The organism is Lentisphaera araneosa HTCC2155 (assembly GCF_000170755.1).
GTDB lineage: Bacteria > Verrucomicrobiota > Lentisphaeria > Lentisphaerales > Lentisphaeraceae > Lentisphaera > Lentisphaera araneosa.
The window spans coordinates 58810-80871 of the sequence record NZ_ABCK01000019.1; the positions used below are offsets into that span (position 1 = coordinate 58810).

Here is a 22062-nt window from a genome sequence, read left to right on the forward strand (position 1 = left end):
AAAAAAGTTATTATTGCTGGTGCGATCTGTTTTTGTACAGCTTGCTTAGATTAAAAAATAAAGGGAAGGAAACATGAACGAAAAAACAATAGAAACAATGAAAGAAAACGGAAACCCAACAATGAACGCAAATGCGAAACCTGTAAGCATAAAATATAATATTGCCATGACATTTGCATTTATGGCTTATATCATAGTATTAGCGCCTTTAACAGAAGCTGATTCACCTAAGTTATTAATTGAAGATCTCGGTGTGACAAATCTATTTGTAGCATTATTAGCTATTGTCTTATGCCTAATAATTAGCGTTTTCATTTCAATGTTAATTACTCGATCTTTGTGGAATCGACTAATCAGCAGATTGTCAGGATGGCAAGAAATAAATTTAGCAGAAGCATATGCGTTATCACTATTTTTTGGTACGTTTGTTACTATGGTATAAAAATTAACCTCGGTCGTTAAGAAAGGAATAATAATGCAAAAGATATTAAAAACAGTATTGGTGCTGACCATTGAAGAAGTAGAATTTGATTACAAAAAAATTAAACAAATAGTCAGTAGAATATTCGAAGATCAAAGGATCAACCTACAGGTTGAGGAAATTGAAGAAGTTGACTTTGAGGTTGATGATGAGGATCTTCTAATAGAAATTATGACTTTAGATGGTTTTACTGATGAAGAAGAATTTTGTGTATCAATTGAGCTTACGGATACAAGGCAAAAAAGAAGTATGAAACTAGAGTTTGATGTTTCAGGGTATATCACAGAAGAAAAACTATATTCAACAGTTTCAGAATTAGCAGACTTATTCAAAAAAGCGATTAAAAACAAAATTATTTCTTAACCATTCATTCCAGTGTGACATCGTTCCGCCGCCATTGAATTCAACCGTTATGGAAGGATATGAGTACTTTGGAACAAGGTAGAGTTTTAGATATACAAAATAAGCATGCTATTCAAAGGGTGAATAATAAATCAATCGAGAAAAACCGTGGTGCCCAAACGAAAGTACTACGTAAAAAAATAACTTATCATCATTATTGGCAGTAAAAAGTATGTTAGGCCAGTCAATCGATCGTTTTGACTATGCTAGAAAAACCGAGTTATACGGTTGAACAAATAGCCTAAATGAAAATGAACTGGAAAGTGCATTATTGAGCCTTAATGAATTTGACGATTTTGAACTAACACTTGAATCTATGGAGATGCTATTGAGTAGATACGCAGAACTGAACCCACAAGCCGCAATCAATTATTTTGAAACAAATGTTAAGGGAAAGAAAGAGGGCTATTCCGCGATATCTGCAATCATGTCTTCTTGGACTAAGGATGATCCCTTAGCAGCCTTGGATTGGTGTATAAATAAAAAAATAGTGATGGTGGACTCAGTGAAGTAGCGTCAGTTAGCTTAGGTCCAATATTTGGAGGATTATCCAACTCGAGTATTGAGGAAGTTTTTGAACACTTAAAAAAAGTCGATTTGTCGGGTACAAATAAAACTATTGCCTTAGGCGGTATTATAAGTACGCTAAGTACAAAAGATGAGTTTGAATACTTTTTAAATGATAACTTAGGCTTGATATCATCACGCGCCAATAGGAAGGATGCTTTAGATCTGTGGGTAAAGAAACGACCTGAAGAGGCCGCCGCATGGGCCATGAGTTTAAGTGGTGAAAAAAATAAGGATGCGTCATCGCAAATTTTGGATAGTTGGCTTCAAAAAGACTCAGATAAAGCTATAGACTGGTACCTGCAAAACTCAGCTAAAAAGATGAAGAGGAAGTCATGGATATTATGAATAAATGGACAAGAACAGATCCAGCTAAAGCAGCTAAATGGCTCGATGATTCAAACAGCCGTGATAATGTTAAAGTCGTAGAGCATTTCCTGGAGACCGCAGCATGGCGAGATCCGGCCTTAGCATCAAAATGGGTTGACCGACTCCCAGATCGAAGAGATAAGCGCTACCATGTAAAACAAATTTACCAACATTGGGTGTCTCATGATAAGCAGCGTGCAGATGAGTTTTTATCTCGCCATAAAGGAATGGACTATTTGCGAAAAGATCTAGAAAAGCTAAAAAAACCAAGTTTTTGATTTATGATTTTATAGTAAGTAATATGTTCCATACTCTAGGTATTAAATTTGGAAGTACCCTAATATTTAAAAGTTTTATGTAGCTAATAATAGGTGAAGGTTTTAAAGATTTTTAATCTCACCAAACCCTTAGCTTCCTCAGTAACTACTGAAGTTTTTTTAGGCGAGCTTCTTACAAGGACTGGTTCCTATCACGCCTCTTATGATACTATACAAGATCTTATCTTTGAAGCAGGGGTCTTAGAGAAAATTCTACTCGAATCTACTGTTAAATCATATATAAATCATTGTAGTAAATGGGGTAGTATTTTTCCAGTTTACCCATCCGCCATAGCGTTTAGGGTGATAAACAAACTGTTGATTTGGTGTCTAGCTTACAACATGAATCTTATGACGAAAACTCAAAGATTCTTTATACATTTTCATTACTAGAAAAACAGGGGATTTAAAAATAAGGTCTTTGTGAAGTTGTCGCCGGGAATAAATATGAATATAAGCTGATGTTAATTAAGCTGTAAATTAACACAGCAAGTGTACTATAATGAGAAACACAAAATGAAATTGCTACTATGGAGTAGTCAGGTCATAAAGTATCGCTGATATAGGAATGAATATCTTAGATCAGATCACTCAAGAGCGAGCTCAGGTGATGCTGAAATATGACTTGAGGTAGAAGGCTGTGAATGCATATCACAGTTCAAAACGTTACGAATGAGGACAACAGGTTAAATCCAATTTTCAAAATCTTTTTTGGCAATTATTACGATTGGCTTAGAGCATTAGATCAAGTGATATACCTTAAGTTAAGGTCTTGTAATCGGAAGATATCTTGGAAGTACCGAATTCCAGTAATGAGCTCATTTTAAACATTATGTTCAAGTATAAGAGTTTTACTACCAAAAGTTAAGGTTATTCGTATGTCTTTGTGGTATTATGGCTCAAAGCACTGAATTGTACTTTGTAGGATTTACTTTATAACTGAGCCCGTATGGATTCAATATCTAAAGGCGCATTGAGATCATCACTTAATCTGTCTGAAACGACTTTAGCCATTTTAGCATACAGGGAGTCGGGATTACTTTGACTGATTTTAGCAAAAATTTTAATGTCGTTCATACTGCGTTTTTTATTCATTTTAGCCAGCGTGTAATAAAACTGGCGACCAGAGACTAAATCTTTCTGTACTTCTTTACTTTTTAATAGAGCTACTGCTTTAGAGGCCTGGTCATCATAGGGTGGTATCCCTCTGAAATTGCTACCCGTACGTAAAAACACCTGCAGTTGATATACATCCCCCACTTTTTGCAGTAACATAATCTGCTTAATTTGTGTGCGAATTTTATCGGCAACCTGATTTTTTAATGACTGGTAAGACTGTTTCTGGAAGATATCATCCGGCTCGGGAGTCTTTTTGATTTGCTTATAAGCCGAATTGTATTTCCCGGTTTTTAGAAATTTATATATAGTCATATTGTACGGTTTGAGATTTTGATATTGGGGTGCTGTGATTATATCTTGACTAAAATCACGTTTAACTTTCCCCTTATTTTTTTTCAGCCACTCCAAGGTCAAGGCAGCTGATTTGGCTCCCGGGAGCCAACAAGTGACAGGTTTGATTTTTTTTATAGGGCCTACGGCTATATCTGAGTAATGAGATATCAAACCTTTTGTGAAAATCTTCACGGACATATGCCCCCCTTGTGTTTTGGGATTAACCTTCAGCAATTGATAGGGTTTTCCATTCATTGGGATGACAGCCGGCACACGTAATGTCATTACATCTTCTAACCAAACTCCTTGAAGTGTTCTATCACCAGGTTCTCCATGCCCAACATCTTCCCAGGAAATTACCGCAGTGCAGGCTTGGCCTGATTTCGTTGCACTTTTACACCAAGAATGGTGAAGTTTTCGACGGTCTTTATTTCCTTTTGCATCTTTTTGAGACGAGTTAAAAAAGTATGGCACACCTAAAGAGATAGGGAGTTGTGCATATTCATAAGTACTAACTTTCTTATTTGGAGAACCGCTAGTCCAAGAATGATCCAAGATAACAGCCAGAGTTCTATGGGGCCAAAAATGGGCGAAATGAGCGGCAAATCGACCACCATTACTAGTACCGTAAACAATAGCTCCCGCATGTTCTAGTTCAGGGTGGCCAGTGAGCTTAGCCGCTTCCTTTAGCATTGTTTTATGTGGGCCACCATAAGGTAAATTCCCTGTTTTATCATACATGGCAATTCGGTTTTTATGGGCAAAATCCTCAAATGATCTATTGCTAGCAATAACACCGCGAATTCTCTCGCCAGGCTTCATATCACTAGGGATTTTTAGTGTAATCGTTTTTGTTTTAAACACTGTTTGGTCACGCTTTTTCCATTCGGCTAGAAATTCAGGACCATTTTTAAACTCAGGGTCAAATCCGTAAGTAACTTCATACGATTTCCAAGTTCCTGCATTTAAAAAAATAGGTGACATACTGATTATTAATGTCATTAAAAATTTCATGATTCTTAATTATCTCTTTATTATTTAAGTATTGTTGATGTATTTATTAACTTTTATTATTAGCCATAAAACACCGTAAAGCCCCTATATATCATTGGCCACACACCTAAGTCCGTGGAGGGGTTACTAGAGGAGTAAACACCTCGTTTCGTATCGAGAATATCAAGTATTAGTCCTGGCAATCAAGTAATGTACCTGTTTTATTAGTGCTAGACATTGGATCAGAACCTGATTCAGACATTACCTGAAATAAACTGGTGGGGCTCACATGACCATCTACAAAGAGGTAATTAGCAAATAGGTATTTGTCGTGTTTTTTTGAGAAGCTTGTAGCTCGAACAGAGTCAAGACTTAAACCTTCTGAGACCGACCATCCCAAAACTGCTCTATCAATGTCGTCTGGATTTATCTCACCTAATAAGATAGCTGTCTGAGGAGATCTTACTTGGGAACTTTTCATTGACCACTGGGGGTATGAACCTTTTTCAACTGGGCCACCACCTGTAGATAAGCCCTTTTTCTTTTTATTTTGAACTACTGTTCTGTTGTCAACTCCGGTATTAATAAGGTATGATCTTAAGATGCGTTCGTCATCATTAATTACTTTGTCCGAAGGACAGTGGTAGAGTTTTAATGACGTTCCATATTCTTCATGAAAATAAGTATTGGTATTTCTAGTTTGTCCGTCGTATGTCTTTAATAGTTCATCCCATGGGTGACTTTCATCGGGAGGAGCTGTGAAGTTACTTGAATTGTCACCACAGTACATGGACATCGCAGTGCCTAGTTGACGAAAATTATTTAAGCAGACGCTACTAATTGCAGCTTTTCGAGCTCTGGAAAGAACTGGTAATAATAGTGATGCTAACACAGAGAGAATAGCAATAACTACTAATAATTCTATCAGGGTAAATTTTTTCATGGTGCCTCATTATGTTTCTAGTGTTAAAATACTTTCATCGATGAACCGTTTCAAGGAAGTACACATCATTTTTTATAAACTGACACAGACACAGACATATTTTCTCATCTAAGTCACTTTTCACCTCTGTTTAATTGTAGGCCTAAGCCCGTTTTCGAAGATTATTTAATCTTTGATGGCTTTAATTGCCCGACCCGTGGGTGGATGTTAGGTATATGACCAGAATGAAGATACCCCGCTTGGCATAGCGATGGCCCGTCTAAGCGGAAGGGCTTGCCCCGGGGGATTTTATTGGATTTTTAGTTTTGTGTTATATTTGTTTGGTTTAATCCGCCAACTGAATGTTCTTAAGGGGGCGTGGATCTATCGATTATGTTAGTTTCTTTATGTATTTTGTAAGTACGTAGGTAGTCTATGTGTACTTTTTTTACATAAAATCTAACTCAGTATTAACCCCTCAGTACGGTAGCTTAAATGTAGGTTTGCCGATTGATGGTTTGTTGTTAGGTATCGATAATTTAAAAAGGATATTGATAATATGAAAAATCTCATAAAAACTAAACTACTATGTACCCTTACGGTTATTTTCTTTAATATTTGTGCCCATAGCCAAGTGGCAAATGGCGTCGATAGCCCAGCTTCTACGCCCCAATTAGGTCTTTTAACTAAATGGGATCTTTCTGCTTGGCAGAATATATATCCGCATGGAGAAGCAAAGCTTTTTGGTGAGGAGATACGCTTAATGTCGAGTGGTAAGAATTGGTTTTATTTAACAAAAAAGACTTATAAAAACTTTATACTTGAGTTGGAAGTAAAAATGCCCGATGTGAAAGAGCTTTCAAATTCTGGGGTAATTTTTCGTGCTCAAATAAAAAAAGATGAATCCGGTTCTGTAGCTGTTGGCTACCAAGCTGAAGTGGATACCTCTAGTCGAAAATGGAGTGGTGGTCTTTATGATCAAGGGCGAAGAGCTTGGCTTCACCCTAAGCATAAGAAACGCTCTAATCCTGATTCTGATTTCAAAAATAACTACAGTCCAGAGTGGACCGCAGAGCGATCTAGTGCATATAAGCACTTAGAGTGGAATAAATACCGCATAGAATGTCGTGGTAGCGATATAAAGATTTTTGTTAACGATATTCTCACTACTCACGTTATGGATGTTAAAGATTCAGAGGGCTATATAGGTCTTCAGCATCACGGAAGTGAACTGTTTAGGAGCTCTGGTGATCGCTCGAATACGGTTAGATTCCGCAAATTAAAGCTGAGAGAGCTAGAGTAGATATAGATTATTTCTGACGCTGGCTCTTTATGAGTCTTTGTTTGTTTAGAAGGGGGCTACAGGAAGGGGCATTTTATAAATGGTCTCATTGCTAAAAGAGGTATACCCAATTGTCCTATTTAGGTGCTGAACTGACGGCGGCTTTTTTATTCTATGTACCCAGCAAGCCTAAATCTTTACTTGATAGAGGAATTATTTACTAGTTTATAAGCATCTTACTTTATGCCGTTCTCATTTTATCAGCTAGTCTTTTCCGAAAAAATATCTTAGTGTTGTTCGCCCTGTGAGGTTTATTGAATTTTTTCTGGCAGTGATGTCATGTTGCCCTTGTCCTATGTGTACTTAAAGAAAAAAAGGTCTTAAGATGAAGATAATAAAACGATTATTAATACTTCTGGGTTTTTCTTTGGGAGCTACAGAAAAACCTAATGTTATTTTGATATTTGCCGATGATTTAGGTATAGAAATGTTAGGAGCGTATGGTCAAAAGGTTATTAATACGCCAAATATTGATCGCTTGGCAGAAGAAGGGATGAAATTCAATAATTATTATGGAGCAGTTTTTTGTGCGCCAGCTCGCTGGACCTTGCTTAGCGGATTACATGATGGCCGCCTAGGTGGATGGAGTCATAATCGGGCTGGTTTACCGATTAAATATGACATGAATCAGATGTCTTTGGCTGAGTATGAAATGGCCTTTGCGGAGCATAAAAAAACCTCTCTTAAGATAGATGATAGTGAAGTGTTTTTGGCTCAAATGGCTGCGAAAGCGGGTTATTATACAGGGCAAATAGGGAAGTTAGATCGTGGCTTTTTAACATGGGATGAAAGAGTGAAGCGCCATGGATGGGATTATCACTATGGTTATTATGATCATGTTAGGGCTCATGGATTTTATCCACCTTACCTTTGGGAGAATGGTAAAAAAATATTAATCGAAGGTAATGATAGTCCTACTTGTGGAAAAACGTCTGACGCTTCGGATGAACCTGTAGGTTGGGGTGGAACAGTGTATTCTCAAGATCTTTTTTTGGATAAGATTTTAAGCTTTATACGAAAAAATAAATCGCGTCCCTTTTTTCTATACCATCCCACCCAGTTACCACATGGCCCCATTGCGGTTAATGAAATTGATCCGCTATTTAAGGATCGTGCTGATCTTAATTTTGTGGAAAAAAAATATGCCACAATGATTAAGATCTTAGATGATCATGTTGGTGAGATAGTCAAAGAGCTCAAGAAACAAGGTATTGATGACAAAACAGTTATCTTCTTCACTTCAGATAATGGACATGAATTATACTACGATCCGACCCGTTCTTTTAATAAGCAGCTTCTTGCTAATGGTGAAAAAGCTGATTTAGATAATAACAAATGGAGAAGTTCTGACTTCGGTGATGTTTTTAATGCCGTTGGTACACGTGCAGGTCTAAAGAGATCTGTTTATCAAGGAGGCGTTCAAGTGCCAATGATTGTGCGATGGCCCGGAAATATTGCACAAGGTACAGAAACAAAACACCTTAGTGCTCATTATGACTTCATGGCAACATTAGCCGAGATATGTGGTGCGGAAGTACCTAAGGGGAAGGATTCATTATCATATTTGCCTACCTTGAAGAGTGAAAAGCAACTTGTAGAACATGACTATGTGATCATAGGCAAGAACCAAAGGCAGATGGGGAAGAGTGCTCTTATCAGTAAAACGGGGTACAAATTGATCGAAGTGGACCGTAAACGAGACCTCTTTCAGCTATATGATTTACGAAGCGATAATGATGAACGTCATAATATTATAGCCCAATTTCCTGAACTTGCAGAAAAGTTAAAAAAGCAACTTTTGAGTCAGTTAGAATCAACACGCCCAGATTTAAACTAAGTGAGAAAACAAATGTATAAAAAACTATTAACTCTTATTCTGATTTTTAGCTCGATGAATTTATTTGCGAGTAATATTAAAGTTATTAATGTAGCGGACTTCGGCGTTTATCCTGGAGAGGATGCGAGCCCTGGAGTTTACAAAGCTTTAGAAGCCTGTCGTCAATATGAGCGTGCGAAACTCGTCTTCCCCAAAGGGGACTATGATTTTTATCCAGAGTATGCACGAGAAAAATACTGTTCAATCTCTAATAATGATAACGGTATGAAGCGTATGGCATTTCCTTTGCTTAATTTCAAAAATCTGGAAGTTGACGGAGGAGGATCTGAGTTTTTTTTCCATGGAAGAATAGTCCCCTTTGTCATCGAAGGTTCAGAGAATATTTTGGTGCATAACTTTTCTGTCGATTGGAAGCGTACGTTTCATTCCGAAATGCTTGTCCAGGGCGGCAGTGTTAAAGGTCAGTATTGGGATGTAACAATTGACAAGAAAAAATACCCTTATGAAATAGAGAACGAGGAATTGGTGTTTTATGGTCGTGGCTGGAAAGAAGAGATCGGCCAAAATATCGTATGGGATCCTAATACGTCTGCTCCCATCTACAATACAAAGAAGTATGGTTTTGCTTATGGTGGAAGAAGAGGGGGTGTTATAAAATGTCGCAAGTTGGCAAATGGTCATCTTCGTTTAAGTACAAAGATCAAAGCAGTACCACCGAAGGGATCAGTATTTGTTTGTAAAGGGTTACATACAACAAATCGTTTAACGCCCGGCTTTAGAGTATTTGATAACAGCGATATCACTCTAAAGGATATTACAGTATATCACGCAGGAAGTATGGGGCTGATTGCAGAACGGACAAAAAACATAACTCTCGATAAGTTTAATGTGCACACTCGTGAAGGTTCAGGCCGGACAGTTAGTACCACTGCAGATGCAACACATTTTGTGAATTGTGGAGGCTTATTAACAATTAAGAACTCGACATTTAAGCATATGCTAGATGATGCTACTAATATTCACGGCAATTACCTCTTAGTCACCAAAGTTATCGATGATTACACTCTTGGTTTTTCGACAAGTCACTTTCAACACGAGGGTTTTGTTTTTGCCAGGACTGGAGATCACCTTCGCTTTGTCAGTCAGGATGAGTTACTTGAATCAGGTACTGCTGTTGTTGAATCTGTTAAAGTATATAACAGTACTTACCGAGAAGTTAAATTCACATCCAAGGTCAAGCATTTGGCAAATACCGACACAGCGGCCAATAATATAACATGGATGCCTGAGCTACACATTGATAATTGTGTAGTAGAAGAAAATAGAGCCCGTTCAATTCTGATTACGACCTTTAAAAAAGCCTTGGTTGAAAATTGTCGTTTCTCATCAATGATGGCAGGGATTCTCGTAGAAGGCGACACCCATGTTTGGCATGAAGCAGGTCAAGTAGAGAACTTGACTATACGCAATAATGAGTTTGGAGATATGTGCTACGGGGGCAAAGGTGCAGTTTTTCAGGTGTCACCAAAAATCCCCAAAGATAAAAGAAAAAGAGGCTTCTATCACCGCAATATTGTTTTTGAAAATAACACAATAAATACCTTTGATAACATCATGGTTGAAGCACTATCAGTAGATGGCTTGATTTTCAGGAATAACATAATTAAGAGAAGTGGAACATTTGAACCTCTCAATAAAGAACAAAAGGCATTTAATTTTGAAAAGTGTAAAAATATCCTTCTAGAAGGAAATATTTTGTATGGTAGAAAAATCCAACAGAGTGATGTTTCTTTAAGTGCTGAATGCGAAAAAGTGAACATTAGGTAATCTGAAGGGAGAATCTAATGAAAATTTTTACTTACCTATTTCTATTTTTCAGTTATGTGAGTTTTGCTGATACAGCAAAACCTAATATTATCTGGGTGGTTATGGAAGATTTATGTCCCGACTTTGGCTGCTATGGAAATGACTTGATAAAGACACCTAATTTAGATCAGCTTGCTAGTGAAGGAACCTTATATACGAATGCCTTTGCAAGCGCTCCTGTGTGCTCGACTGCCCGCTCGGCATTCTTTACTGGGATGTATCAATCAAGTATAAATGCACATCATCACCGCTCACATCTCAATGATGGTCATGAGTTACCCTCAGAAGTTAAGCTATTGAGTGATTATTTACAGGATGTTGGTTATCATTGTATTTTAATGGGACCAAAGCAAAAAACCGATTTTAATTTTAAGGAACCTGAAGGTGTTTTTGACAAAACTGATAGTGAAAGATCTTCGTCTATGGGGGCCTATGTTCACTGTCCATCAGACCTTAAGATTTTGGATGGTCCAGCTTGGAAAAGTGTAAGAAAGGGAAAGCCCTTTTTTGCTCAGATTAATTACACGGAAGCGCACCGTACTTTTATTGCGGATAAGCTTAATCCCATTTCACCAAATGATGTCAAAGTTCCTCTTTGTTATCCTGATCATGAAATTACACGCAGGGACTGGGCCTTGTACCTAGAGACCTTACAATTTCTAGATATGAAAATCGGGAATTTAATCGAGGAACTGAAAGAAGCTCAAGCTTTGGAAAATACAGTAATTTTCTTCTTTGGGGATCACGGACGACCAATGTTACGAGGGAAACAGTGGCTTTATGATGCAGGAATAAAAGTTCCTTTGATTGTCTGGGGTAAGGGTATGAGCAAAGGTAAGATTGAGTCTCGCCTGGTGAGCTTAATAGATTTAATGCCAGCCACGTTGAGTTTAGCGGGAGTCGAGCCCCCTAATTACCTTGAGGGTCAGAACTTCCTTCAAGAAAATTTACAAAGAGAGTATGTCTATGCACAACGCGATAGATGCGATGAAACAGATGATAAAATTCGTGCAGTTAGAGACAAGCGCTTCAAGTATATTCGCAATTATTACCCGGAAAGACCTTATACACAATTTAATGCTTATAAAAAACTTGAATATCCAGTTTTAACTCTGATGGAGTTGCTTCATTCCAAGGGTGAGTTAAATGAGATCCAAGCGCAGTTTATGGCTGAAACTCGCCCCGTGGAAGAGTTGTATGATACACTTAATGATCCGGATGAAGTGTATAACTTGGCAGATAACAAAAAGTATTCACAGACGCTTCTGAGATTGAGAAAAGCTTTAGATCAATGGGAAGTTGACACTAATGACGGGGGAAGACTGATTGAGTCACCTTTAATCAAAGATTACTGGGATAAATTTTTCAAGGATTTTTATATCAAAGTTATGAAGTCGAGAGGCCTGTCACCTCAGATTAGTAATGAGGATTATTTAAAGTGGTGGGATGAGCAATTAAAGCGTCAGGGGAAATGAAGTATTTCATACTTAAAGAAGCTAATAGACAATTGTAAACAATAAGGTATGCAAATGATAAGGACTACACTTTTTTTATTAAGTACAAGCTTAATTTCACTTTGTTTCGCAGACACGATTCCGTCACCGGCTTATCCAGGCCTTAAAATACAAAAAGGCTTGGAAGCTAAAGTTTTGACACGCCCGAATGATATAAAAAGCCCCTCATCATTTTGTTTAGATGACCAGGGACGTTTTTTTGTAACTGAAGCATGGCGTCTAGGTAATAACGGCAATTTTGGCAACCGTAAAAACCGTTATTGGCTGCTGGATGATAATGCTAGTCAGAGTAATGAAGACCGTATGGCTATGTTGAAAAAATGGCAACATAAAAATGACTATACAAAATTCAACGAGGTGAGTGAAGTCGTAAAATTACTTGAAGACTATGACGATGACGGTAAAGCTGATTCAGTGAAAGTATTTGCAGATGGTTTTAATCATCCACTGGATGGCAATGCAAGTGGAGTTTTTGCTGGATTAGGGAAAATATATTTTTCATGTATTCCCAATATTTGGAGCTTAGAGGATCATAATAAAGATGGTGAAGCGGATAAAAAAGTAGTGCTTCAAGATGGTTTTGGCGTTAGGTACAACTTTTGGGGACACGACCTTAATAGCTGTATTCTTGGCCCAGATGGTAGATTATATTTTACGGTAGGTGATCGTGGTTTCAACTTAAAAACTAAAGAAGGCAAGGTGCTAAAAGATGTATCATCTGGTGCCGTTTTTAGAATGGAAGTTGATGGTAGTGACTTAGAGATTTTTTATCACAATTTGCGTAATCCAAAAGAACTTGCCTTTAACTCTTCGGGGCAATTATTTACTGTAGATAATAACGCGGATATGGGAGATAAAGCTCGCGTCGTCTACTGCATAGAGCAAGGCGATAGTGGTTGGGATTCTGGACTTCAGTTTATGCATAGTTTTTATTCAAGCGTTTATCCCGGGGATCTAACGGGTATTTTTAAGCCTTGGAATGAAGAAAATATGTGGGAAACAGAAGGGAATGTAAGAGAATACCATCTTCCACCGATTGGCTTTATTAGCAGTGGACCGAGTGGTTTTACTTATAATCCAGGAACAGGACTGAATACGCAATACTTAGATACGTTTTTTCTGGCTGATTATGTAGGCGGTAGAGCAAATTGTAAAGTGCACTCATTCAAGCTTAGTCCCAAAGGGGCAAGTTTTTCGATGAATGAAGCAAAGGTTTTTTCTTCTGGGCTCACAGTCTCTGATTTAGAGTTTGGGCTTAATGGTGAATTGCACCTTCTTAATTACGGTGAAGGGTGGGTACGACCAAAAGATAGTGGAATCATTAGTCTTCGATCACGCGAATCGAATTTGAAACAGGAAGCAGCAAAAGTAAAAGCTGTTCTTGCAAAAGGTTTTAACACTATTTCTTCTGAAGAACTAGCGAACCTACTGTCCTCAAAAGATATGCGTATCCGTACCCGAGCTTCTATTGAGTTAGCTCAACGTAAGGAGATAAGTATTCTTTCAAAGAGTCTTAAAGTAGGTGATTCACCTAAAGCAATGCATGCGACCTGGGGATTGGGGATAGTTGCTCGGCTTGAAAAAAACTCAAAAGCAACTTTTGCATTAGTTGAGGCATTAAAGCATTCAGAAGCACAAGTTCGAAATGTGGCAGTCAGCTGCCTGGGTGACATTGGCTACTTATTTAAATTAGAAGAAATAAAAGCACTTCTAAATGATGCATCACCCTACGTCCAAACATCAATAGCTATAGCCTTGTCAAAAATTCATAACTCTGGCATGGTCGAACTGATCATTGAGCAAATTCGAACTAACTCTGAATTGGATCCTTTTCAAAGGCATTCTTACGTCATGGCATTGACGAGTGCTTCGGAAGATAAACTAGTTAGCTATTCTAAAGATGAATTAAGTTCAGTAAGAATGGTAATTCTTTTAGCCCTCGCCCGTAAAAATTCAGCGAAAATGGCATTATATTTACAGGATCCATCTCTAGATCTAAGGGAAGAAGCGATTTTATTAATTAAAAAATCAGCATTGAATAATCTTAAAAAATTGGCTGCAGACGAACTTGTGAGTAATGATGTTCATTTGTTTAATGACTTAACAGTATCGCGATTAATTAATTTAAATAATCAATTGGGTACAGATAAAAACGTTGAAAATATCATGCAGTTTTTATTAAGTTCTCGTACAAGTCAAAGACAGAAACTCATCGCTGTAGATATAATTAACAATTGGAACAAACCTAAGAAAATTGATAAATCAAATGGTTTGTACTATGACCTTGGAGTACGAACGCTACCCAATATACGAACACAGCTCAGAACTATCATTTTTAAACACTTTACAGATTCAGATGAACTTTTACAGGTTGAGTTTCTTAAACTTGCCCAGAGGTTTAAAATTGACCTGCCTAATAAGCTGCTTGCAGACGTTTTACGTAATAGCAAAATAAACGAAAATACACGTATTTCGGCGCTTCATTTAGTGGCCAAAGATTCCAGTTATTTACCTACGATAAAAAATCTTGCCAGAGCTAATAACCTTTTAGCTTTAGAGGCGATAATGGTTATTGCTTCAAATGATAGCCCATTAGCTGCTGAAGAATTTAAGCGCTTGTTACAAGAAGCTGAACCAAGGGTGCTTCAAAAATCCTTAGAAATGGTAGAGTTACTTCCTAGCAATGTAGCTAAAAACCTTATTCACGAAGTGTTTTCACGCTTTGAAGAAGGTACGTTCCCAGAGGAAGCCCAACTGGAGCTTTTTAGATTAGCAGACAAATACGGCATGAATAAATCAGTGACAGACTTCCGTAATAAGTCATCTCTTAACGATGATATAAAGGAGTTTATGGAATGTTTGGAAGGAGGCAGCGTCGATAAAGGTAAGAGCTTGTTTAATTCTCATCCAACAGCTCAATGCTTACGTTGTCATACCGTCAATTCTGTTGGAGGCGATGCAGGGCCAGATCTGAGTCAAATAGCTAGGAAGTTTGATTCAACTTACCTCTTGCAATCATTGGTAGAGCCTGGAGCAAAGATAGCATCTGGCTATGGAATCATTAACCTGACTTTAAAGTCAGGTGATCATCTCAGTGGAATATTGATGAAGGAAACGCCCAATTATTTAAGTATTAAAATTGGAGATGAATTACGCAAGATCAATCGAATGGATATTGAGACAAGTCAAAAACCAATATCAACTATGCCCCCTATGAAGTTCTTGCTAAAAAAACATGAGCTACGTGACATCTTAGCGTATTTAAAAACTTTGAAAAAGCTAAAAAAGCTAAATAAGCACTAAATAAAAGATGAGTTGAACAGTTTTTAAATGCGATTTAGCTCACGTTTTATTCGCTAATGAAGACTATAATTAAGCATAGATTTTAGATTTAGAAAAAATATAAAGAATGGGTAAAAAAATGTTAAGTAGAATAAAAATTAATCAGTCTATAAGACTAAATATCTTTGTTTTTTTCAGCATATTAAGTTTGATTTGTACTGTGGAAGCTAAAACAGAACCCTACAATATTATTTGGGTGATGGCGGAAGATATAGGCCAAGACTTAGAGTGTTATGGCATGAAAGGTGTAAAGACTCCCAATTTAAATAGACTTGCTAAAGAGGGCACTCTTTACACGAACTGCTTCGTCACAAATTCTATATGTTCACCCAGTCGTTCTGCAATGATGGTGGGGGCGAGCCAAAACACCTTTGATGCACAACATCACAGAAGTAACCGTGATAAACCTTTACCAACACCATTAATGCCAATGACTTATTGGTTGAGAGAGCAAGGTTACACAGCAATACTGGGTCATGAAAAAGTCTTTAATTATGGTATGAAAGTAGACTGTAATTTTAAGGTAGATACATTTGGTGAGTATGATGGTGTTTCGAAATTTGGTCTCTTTGATAAAAAACTTAGCTTTACGAGCGATGATCAACCTTTTTATAATCATATACAATTAAAAGTAACTCATAGGGGTGACTGGTGGGCGGATATTCGTGATAAATCGAAGGCCCCTGTCAAACTAGATGAAATAGAACTCCCACCCTACATGGCAGATACACCAGAAATCAGATATGATTGGGCATGTTATTTAGATACAATTGAATATGCGGATATGGAAGTGGGTTTATTGATGGAAGATCTTAAATCTAAAGGTCTTTATAATAATACAATTATTATATTCATTGGTGATAATGGTCGCTGTAATATACGTGGGAAAGGCTACTTATATGATCCAGGGGTGAGGGTTCCTCTAATCGTTTGGGCGCCTGGCTTAGTTGAGGCGGGTAAGCTGAATGATGATCTTCTTAGTACTTTAGATATAACAGCTTCAATAGTGGATCTTTCTGGTTCAGCAGTTCCAGACTACATGACAGGAACTCCCTTTATCGGAAAACCTGTGACAAGTAAGAAAGAATTCATACATTCTGCACGTGATATATGGGATGAAGTGGATGAATGTTCACGATTAATCAGAGATAAGAAGTTTGCTTATATTAAAAACTACATGCCGCAAGTTTCGTTAGATGCAAAACAGGCTTATTTAGATTTGAATCGACCTGCGGTTCATGTTATGAGAGACCTAAAAGATAAAGGTAAATTGAAGGTAAATGAAAAAGCTTTCTTTGAAGAAAATAAGCAAGTAGAAGAGCTTTATGATATAGAACGTGATCCACATCAAATAAATAATCTAGCGAATAACCCTGAATATAAACGTGTACTTGCAACAATGCGTGAAAGAGAAGCAGGCTGGAAACAAAATAATGTTGATTTTGGACTTAAGGATTTAAATAAACGACAACCAGGTACCGTGAAAGCTAAGGTTGTTTGGGATTGGCTGAAAGTAAATAAGCCTGAAATCATCAGTGACTTTAAACGAGGTAAGCTTATGAAATCACAGCAATTAAGCAAAAAAGTCACACTTGAAATCAAGCAACAACAAAAATGAAATAGAAGCTTTTTTGAGTTAAACTGTAAGTCCTTACTTCCGCATAGAAAATATAATTCTAAGGAGCTAGGATTGTCGGGCTTTTATCTAATTCAGTGATCTTTGAGTAAAAATCATGGTACATATTTGTTCCAATCCAGTGATTTTATCGTAGATAAATTTACGGTTTTAGTATTTTTACCTCATTTTATTTAGTTGTTATAAAGCCTTTATAGCCAAATAGATTTTAAAGTCTATAGAGCCCGCCTCTGTTTATTATATTATATCTCATGATAAATAATTCAGATGAGTTGTCAGTATGTTAGTAGTTCGCGTGTACTAATTATTAAAGTCATAAAAACTAGAGAATCTATCAAGGTAAATACCCTCTGATCTTTTACTGAGCGTGTTCCTTAATTTTATTATTAGCCATGTTTGATTTTGGCTCAAAGATAGTGATTAAACTAGTTTTATAAAACTTATATAAGGATAATGTGGTGAACAGATGAGGGAAATTGTATTTATGTATCTAGTGGGACTGTCATTAGTGACGTCTGCAGAATCGATTACTTCAGCTGATAGAAGTTTTTTTTGAGATAAATTTCGACCAGTACTAGTAGAACAGTGTTATAAATGTCATTCAGTTGACTCAGAAAAATTAAAAGGTCAGTTACTTCTTGATAGTGCACTAGACCCTAAAGTAGACCCCATTAATATAAAAAGGAGACCTAAATATGAAGCTAATGTCTTTAACCTTGTTCGCGATGATGGTTTGCAGTGAAATGCATGCCAGTGATGAACATAAAGTTTATGAAGCAGAGAAGTCTGTCGATAATGCAACGCAATTTATCACACGCATCTGGCGTGGTCGCGGAGATGTTATTATTGGACACATCGCAAAGCCCACCGATGCTAAGGTGTCAAGCCGTATACCTTTCCGTTCTGATAGCAGTTTTTGTACACCACTCTACTTCGGCCGTAAGTTAATGTTTTACGCTCATGGCTACCAAGCTTTGGAGGCCTATAATTTACCGAAGCCCGCTATCCCACAAGAGAAACATATAATCAACACATACGATCTTGGTCACCTTACTTTTGAAAAAGCCGAAAATAAGGATTTACGAGATTTGAAGTCACGGGTAATTCTCATTGGCAACGAAGATCAAAAAGCGTCGCTCACCTGCGCTTTATTTATTAGCAATAATGATTATTTATGGCAGGATCATGGTAATAGCGCTGATGCGACTGTACAGCTCGAGATAAAAAACAAAAAGATCCTATCTGGTCAAAGTGTGGAATTTAAAGGTTTATCCCGAATCCCCTACTTCATGAAAATGAGCGCACCAGGTTACATAAGTCAAGAATTTAAAATTGATCCGCAGGCCAATGGCATGATTGATTTAAAAGAAATCACCTTGATGCCAGCAGTACAATATAAATTTTCCTACCAGGCTCGCATTCGACAAAAGCAAGGCGAGTGGATCGAGGATAAAGAACTAAAAACAGCGGTCGTTTCTTGTGACGGCAAAGCTCAGTTCAAGTTCACCTCAGAGCGTGATGGACTAGGCAATAAATTATCATTGAGACTCAAGCCCACGAATCAGGGGGTACAAGCGTCATTTTTTTATGTAAAACAAAATAGTTTTTATCAACTTGATGATAACAGCTTAAGCTCTCTATGGAATTGGGATCAAATCAACACGAATGGCTTGAAGGGCATGAGCCAAGTCATTTTAGAAGATCAGAAATTATATTACTTCACTATAGAAAAAATTAATGGCACCCAGATCCAATTATTGCTTAAGCCAGAGATGATGTAACGTTTTCACGATAGAAACCTATTGCCTTTATCCCTCTTACATAAAAATGTAAGGTTCTTCGAAGTTTGCTGTAAAAACCATCTAATATAAATAAGGCAGTGTTGATATATCCTCTATGAAAAAATAGCAGCTGATTGAATATTGATTTCTTTCCTACCATAGAAAGAGTCATTATGTCAATCAGCTGCTTCAACATACACAATGAAAGCAAGCAGATATTTGGCTCTCAAAATGTGATATCTAAGCTCAAAGAAGAAGGTTTCCATTGTAATCATAAAAGAGTTACTAGGCTTATGAAAGAGAATAATATTCGCTCCAAAGCAGAAAAGAAATTTAAAATAACAACTGATTCAAATTATGAACGACCAATTTGTCCTAATTTGATTAAGAGAGATTTTAAGCCTAAAAAAATCAATACCTTGTGGTGTTCAGATATTACATACATCAAAGTCGCTCAAGGCTGGCTATATCTTGCGGTAGTGATTGATTTATATTCACGTAAAGATAGGAGGGTGGAGCATGGCTGAGACAATGACTAGGCAGCTAGTAATTGATTCATTTATGATGGCTTGGCAAGGCCGAGGAAAGCCTAAGGGTTTGATCAATCACTCTGATCGAGGAAGCCAGTATGCAAGTCATGATTTTCAGAGTTTATTGAAAGGTTTTGATGTACAGCAAAGTATGAGTCGACGAGCTAATTGTTGGGGCAATGCTTGTGCAGAATCTTTTTTCGCATCTTTGAAAAAAGAAGAGGTTTACCTCACCAAATATGATAACGTCCCTCAAGCCCGAAGTTGTATCTTTGAGTATATTGAGATATTCTACAACTCTTATCGACCACATTCTTTTGTTGGTGGATTAAGTCCAAACCAATATGAACAGCAATTAGCAAGCTAAAAAGTTACTTAACTGACCGTTCGTAAAACGGGGTGAGTTCCACTTTCGCTGGATGACAGTTTTTTATGTTTTCGTGTAAGAATCAGTTAAGCCTTGTGTACTATCCTTTCAAAGGATTAAAAATTAAAAAAGCTTAATAATTAAGTGTAGAGAAAATGACCTCTTATACAGAGGTTCTTTTTTATGGATATTAGGATCAATAGAGTAGGCATAGACTCCGCTTTAGGAGTTTGAACTGTGTTTAAATTTTTGATTGAAAATACATAGTGCCAGAATACCAAAAAAGTAAACTGTCATTAAACTAAAATAAGTAGAAGAGTAAAAAAATATGAATAAATTTATCTTGAGTTTAGTACTTATGAGTACAAGCTTTCTTTTTGCAAATACTGACAAGTTGCCAAATATTGTTTATATCTATGCGGATGACCTAGGTTATGGTGATGTTTCTTGCCTAAATCCTAATGGTTTAATATCGACTCCAAGTATTGATAAAGTTGCTCAGCAAGGAATGATCTTTACTGACTGCCATTCGAGTGCATCAGTTTGTACGCCATCTCGCTATAGTTTGATGACAGGGCGTTACAGTTGGAGGAGTTCTTTGAAAAAAGGTGTTTTGACGGGTTATAAAAAGGCTATAATAGAAGATGGTCGTATGACAGTAGCTTCGCTCCTTAAGGAAAATGGCTATAATACAGCAATGATTGGGAAATGGCATTTAGGAATGAACTGGGCATTAAATTCTAAAAACAATAAAAAAATAGACTATTCCAGAGCCATAAAAAAAACACCTACATCCAATGGGTTCGACTATTTTTATGGGATAAGTGCATCCTTAGATTTTCCTCCCTATATTTATATTGAAAATGATCGAGCTGTTGGTGAGCCTACGGAGCATATTGATCTAAGCTTTAATCAGGGTATAGATCGTCATGGTCGTCCGGGGCCTATCGAACCAAAATTCAAAGTAAACAATGTTTTAACTGAGCTTACTCAAAAAACAACTGCAAAAATTAGTGAGCTCTCAAAACAAGAAAAACCATTTTTTCTTTACTTCTCGTTGACGTCTCCTCATACGCCTTGTGCACCTGCGGATGAATTTATTGGGAAATCATCACTTGGGCTCTATGGTGATTTCGTGATGGAGACAGATTATCGAATAGGGCAAGTAATTAAGGCGATTAAAGATAATGATATCGAGCATAATACACTCGTAATTATTAGTAGTGACAATGGTTGTGCTACGTATATTGGACATGAAGCCTTTCAGACTAAGGGTCATTATCCGAGTTATATATTTCGTGGATATAAAGGAAGTCTTTTTGAAGGAGGCCACCGTGTTCCATATATCGTTAAATGGCCTGCTAAGGTGAAGGCAGGTGCTCTAAATGATACTCCGGTAAGTCAAGTGGGTTTTTTGGCTACTTGTGCCGAAATAGTAGGTGCTGAACTTCCCGATAATGCAGGAGAAGATAGTGTGTCAAATTTACCAGCCATGTTGAGTTTAAACAAAAAGCCCATTTGGGAGTCTTTTATACATAAAAATGGTCGTGGTGGGCTAGCTATTCGTCATAATGAATGGAAGCTAATTCTAACTAAAGTACCTGCTTTGTATAATTTAAAAAATGATATTAAGGAGCAAAAAAACCTTGCTTTACAGTATCCTGAAATAGTTAGTCGATTAACTAAGCTTTTGCAAAAATATGTTGATGATGGACGTAGTACACCTGGTGAAAAGCAACAAAATACAACACCCGTGGATATTTATATGGGCCATACTCCAAGAAAAAAGAAAAAGTGAAGCGAGTATTTTAAATTTTGATATCTCCGAATATTAGTGGATTGAATAAGCACTGACCTAAGCCTTATCCTCGGACTCGAGATAAGGCGATTCGTAGGTTTAGGGCTTACTACGATTTAGCGTAATCGGCAGTAGTTTTTTGGCCTTTAGCAGACCTTAATTGTAAAGGTAAATTGACCCGATACAAGATAGTTTTGGTTGGATTTTTTTATTTTATTGGGGAAGTTTCAAAAAAGGTAAGATTAGCTACAGCTGATGAGTCTGTTCAAAAAGTTCAGAAGACATGGATTTGAAAATTGTAATACTGTGAATGATAATGGTAGCTGCAAGTGTATTGTCATAAGTTATTTATCGTGATATTTACAGTGATGAAATTGGTGCAGGTACCCAGGTGTGGGGTGCCAGCCTTAACTTCAGTAATGACAAACGTGATTTTAAGAATCAAAGGCTCAATAAGAAGGTAAGTGTCTGTAGTACTTTATTTTTTTCAGAAAAAAAGTAGAATTCGTGTCAATATGATTTCGCTCTTGTGTACTCTTTATATAA

At 37.1% G+C, this 22062-nt stretch carries 18 protein-coding genes; 16 read left to right on the plus strand and 2 right to left on the minus strand.

From position 1 onward, the window contains the following. Positions 1–73 precede the first annotated feature (73 nt). From LNTAR_RS17370 to LNTAR_RS17390, 6 genes are all read left to right on the plus strand, one after another. Positions 74–442, plus strand: a complete 369-nt coding sequence (locus tag LNTAR_RS17370) for a hypothetical protein (protein ID WP_007280054.1) — start codon at positions 74–76, stop codon at positions 440–442. Positions 443–475: 33 nt separating this feature from the next. Beyond that, positions 476–844, plus strand: a complete 369-nt coding sequence (locus LNTAR_RS17375; protein WP_007280055.1) for a hypothetical protein — start codon at positions 476–478, stop codon at positions 842–844. A gap of 59 nt (positions 845–903) precedes the next feature. Continuing rightward, a complete protein-coding gene (locus tag LNTAR_RS27295) occupies positions 904–1050 on the plus strand; it encodes a hypothetical protein (RefSeq protein WP_157473655.1) in 147 nt (48 codons plus the stop codon). A gap of 161 nt (positions 1051–1211) precedes the next feature. Next, positions 1212–1397, plus strand: a complete 186-nt coding sequence (locus LNTAR_RS17380) for a hypothetical protein (RefSeq protein WP_157473657.1) — start codon at positions 1212–1214, stop codon at positions 1395–1397. Positions 1398–1480: 83 nt separating this feature from the next. Then, a complete protein-coding gene (locus tag LNTAR_RS17385) occupies positions 1481–1798 on the plus strand; it encodes a hypothetical protein (protein WP_007280058.1) in 318 nt (105 codons plus the stop codon). Beyond that, complete coding sequence (locus LNTAR_RS17390) at positions 1795–2097, plus strand: hypothetical protein (protein WP_157473659.1); 303 nt, start codon at positions 1795–1797, stop codon at positions 2095–2097. The genes LNTAR_RS17385 and LNTAR_RS17390 overlap by 4 nt, the downstream gene beginning before the upstream one ends. 972 nt (positions 2098–3069) lie before the next feature. On the opposite strand, the gene LNTAR_RS17395 is transcribed toward LNTAR_RS17390, so the two are convergent. Together LNTAR_RS17395 and LNTAR_RS17400 are read right to left on the minus strand one after the other, a co-directional pair. Then, entirely contained in the window at positions 3070–4590 is a 1521-nt protein-coding gene (locus LNTAR_RS17395) for a hypothetical protein (protein ID WP_157473661.1), read from the minus strand. Positions 4591–4771: 181 nt separating this feature from the next. Further along, the gene (locus LNTAR_RS17400) at positions 4772–5524 is read right to left on the minus strand and encodes a type II secretion system protein (protein ID WP_007280062.1); all 753 of its coding nucleotides are present in this window, start codon (positions 5522–5524) and stop codon (positions 4772–4774) included. 538 nt (positions 5525–6062) lie between these two features. On the opposite strand from LNTAR_RS17400, the gene LNTAR_RS17405 reads away from it, so the two are divergent. The 10 genes from LNTAR_RS17405 to LNTAR_RS17445 all read left to right on the plus strand — a co-directional run bounded on the left by LNTAR_RS17405 (position 6063) and on the right by LNTAR_RS17445 (position 21516). Beyond that, the gene (locus LNTAR_RS17405) at positions 6063–6806 is read left to right on the plus strand and encodes a 3-keto-disaccharide hydrolase (protein WP_007280063.1); all 744 of its coding nucleotides are present in this window, start codon (positions 6063–6065) and stop codon (positions 6804–6806) included. 364 nt (positions 6807–7170) lie between these two features. Beyond that, on the plus strand, positions 7171–8682 hold the full coding sequence (locus tag LNTAR_RS17410) for an arylsulfatase (protein ID WP_007280064.1): 1512 nt from the start codon (positions 7171–7173) through the stop codon (positions 8680–8682). Between the two features lie 12 nt (positions 8683–8694). Continuing rightward, positions 8695–10509: a right-handed parallel beta-helix repeat-containing protein gene (locus LNTAR_RS17415; protein WP_007280065.1), complete on the plus strand. Its 1815-nt coding sequence runs from the start codon at positions 8695–8697 to the stop codon at positions 10507–10509. A 17-nt stretch (positions 10510–10526) separates the two neighbouring features. Beyond that, positions 10527–12023 carry a sulfatase family protein gene (locus LNTAR_RS17420; RefSeq protein WP_007280066.1) on the plus strand — a complete coding sequence of 499 codons (1497 nt, stop codon included), beginning with the start codon at positions 10527–10529 and terminating at the stop codon, positions 12021–12023. Positions 12024–12077: 54 nt separating this feature from the next. After that, a complete protein-coding gene (locus LNTAR_RS17425) occupies positions 12078–15365 on the plus strand; it encodes a DUF7133 domain-containing protein (protein ID WP_007280067.1) in 3288 nt (1095 codons plus the stop codon). Between the two features lie 106 nt (positions 15366–15471). Next, positions 15472–17022: a sulfatase family protein gene (locus LNTAR_RS17430; RefSeq protein ID WP_007280068.1), complete on the plus strand. Its 1551-nt coding sequence runs from the start codon at positions 15472–15474 to the stop codon at positions 17020–17022. A 713-nt stretch (positions 17023–17735) separates the two neighbouring features. Continuing rightward, positions 17736–18821 carry a hypothetical protein gene (locus LNTAR_RS17435; RefSeq protein ID WP_007280069.1) on the plus strand — a complete coding sequence of 362 codons (1086 nt, stop codon included), beginning with the start codon at positions 17736–17738 and terminating at the stop codon, positions 18819–18821. Between the two features lie 173 nt (positions 18822–18994). Further along, on the plus strand, positions 18995–19348 hold the full coding sequence (locus LNTAR_RS26015) for an IS3 family transposase (RefSeq protein ID WP_007280070.1): 354 nt from the start codon (positions 18995–18997) through the stop codon (positions 19346–19348). Continuing rightward, a complete protein-coding gene (locus tag LNTAR_RS26020; protein ID WP_007280071.1) occupies positions 19341–19718 on the plus strand; it encodes an IS3 family transposase in 378 nt (125 codons plus the stop codon). Before LNTAR_RS26015 ends, LNTAR_RS26020 begins: the two co-directional genes overlap by 8 nt. A 328-nt stretch (positions 19719–20046) precedes the next feature. Next, positions 20047–21516, plus strand: coding sequence for a sulfatase family protein (locus LNTAR_RS17445; protein ID WP_007280072.1), 1470 nt, complete (start codon positions 20047–20049; stop codon positions 21514–21516). Positions 21517–22062 lie beyond the last annotated feature (546 nt).

Coding starts and splice junctions, on each gene's coding strand:
- LNTAR_RS17370 (WP_007280054.1), top strand. CDS start 74: ATGAACGAAAAAACAATAGAAACAATGAAAGAAAACGGAAACCCAACA.
- LNTAR_RS26015 (WP_007280070.1), top strand. CDS start 18,995: ATGTCAATCAGCTGCTTCAACATACACAATGAAAGCAAGCAGATATTT.
- LNTAR_RS17445 (WP_007280072.1), top strand. CDS start 20,047: ATGAATAAATTTATCTTGAGTTTAGTACTTATGAGTACAAGCTTTCTT.
- LNTAR_RS17425 (WP_007280067.1), top strand. CDS start 12,078: ATGATAAGGACTACACTTTTTTTATTAAGTACAAGCTTAATTTCACTT.
- LNTAR_RS17435 (WP_007280069.1), top strand. CDS start 17,736: ATGAAGCTAATGTCTTTAACCTTGTTCGCGATGATGGTTTGCAGTGAA.
- LNTAR_RS26020 (WP_007280071.1), top strand. CDS start 19,341: ATGGCTGAGACAATGACTAGGCAGCTAGTAATTGATTCATTTATGATG.
- LNTAR_RS17400 (WP_007280062.1), bottom strand. CDS start 5,524: ATGAAAAAATTTACCCTGATAGAATTATTAGTAGTTATTGCTATTCTC.
- LNTAR_RS17395 (WP_157473661.1), bottom strand. CDS start 4,590: ATGACATTAATAATCAGTATGTCACCTATTTTTTTAAATGCAGGAACT.
- LNTAR_RS17415 (WP_007280065.1), top strand. CDS start 8,695: ATGTATAAAAAACTATTAACTCTTATTCTGATTTTTAGCTCGATGAAT.
- LNTAR_RS17420 (WP_007280066.1), top strand. CDS start 10,527: ATGAAAATTTTTACTTACCTATTTCTATTTTTCAGTTATGTGAGTTTT.
- LNTAR_RS17430 (WP_007280068.1), top strand. CDS start 15,472: ATGGGTAAAAAAATGTTAAGTAGAATAAAAATTAATCAGTCTATAAGA.
- LNTAR_RS17410 (WP_007280064.1), top strand. CDS start 7,171: ATGAAGATAATAAAACGATTATTAATACTTCTGGGTTTTTCTTTGGGA.
- LNTAR_RS17375 (WP_007280055.1), top strand. CDS start 476: ATGCAAAAGATATTAAAAACAGTATTGGTGCTGACCATTGAAGAAGTA.
- LNTAR_RS17405 (WP_007280063.1), top strand. CDS start 6,063: ATGAAAAATCTCATAAAAACTAAACTACTATGTACCCTTACGGTTATT.
- LNTAR_RS27295 (WP_157473655.1), top strand. CDS start 904: ATGAGTACTTTGGAACAAGGTAGAGTTTTAGATATACAAAATAAGCAT.
- LNTAR_RS17390 (WP_157473659.1), top strand. CDS start 1,795: ATGAATAAATGGACAAGAACAGATCCAGCTAAAGCAGCTAAATGGCTC.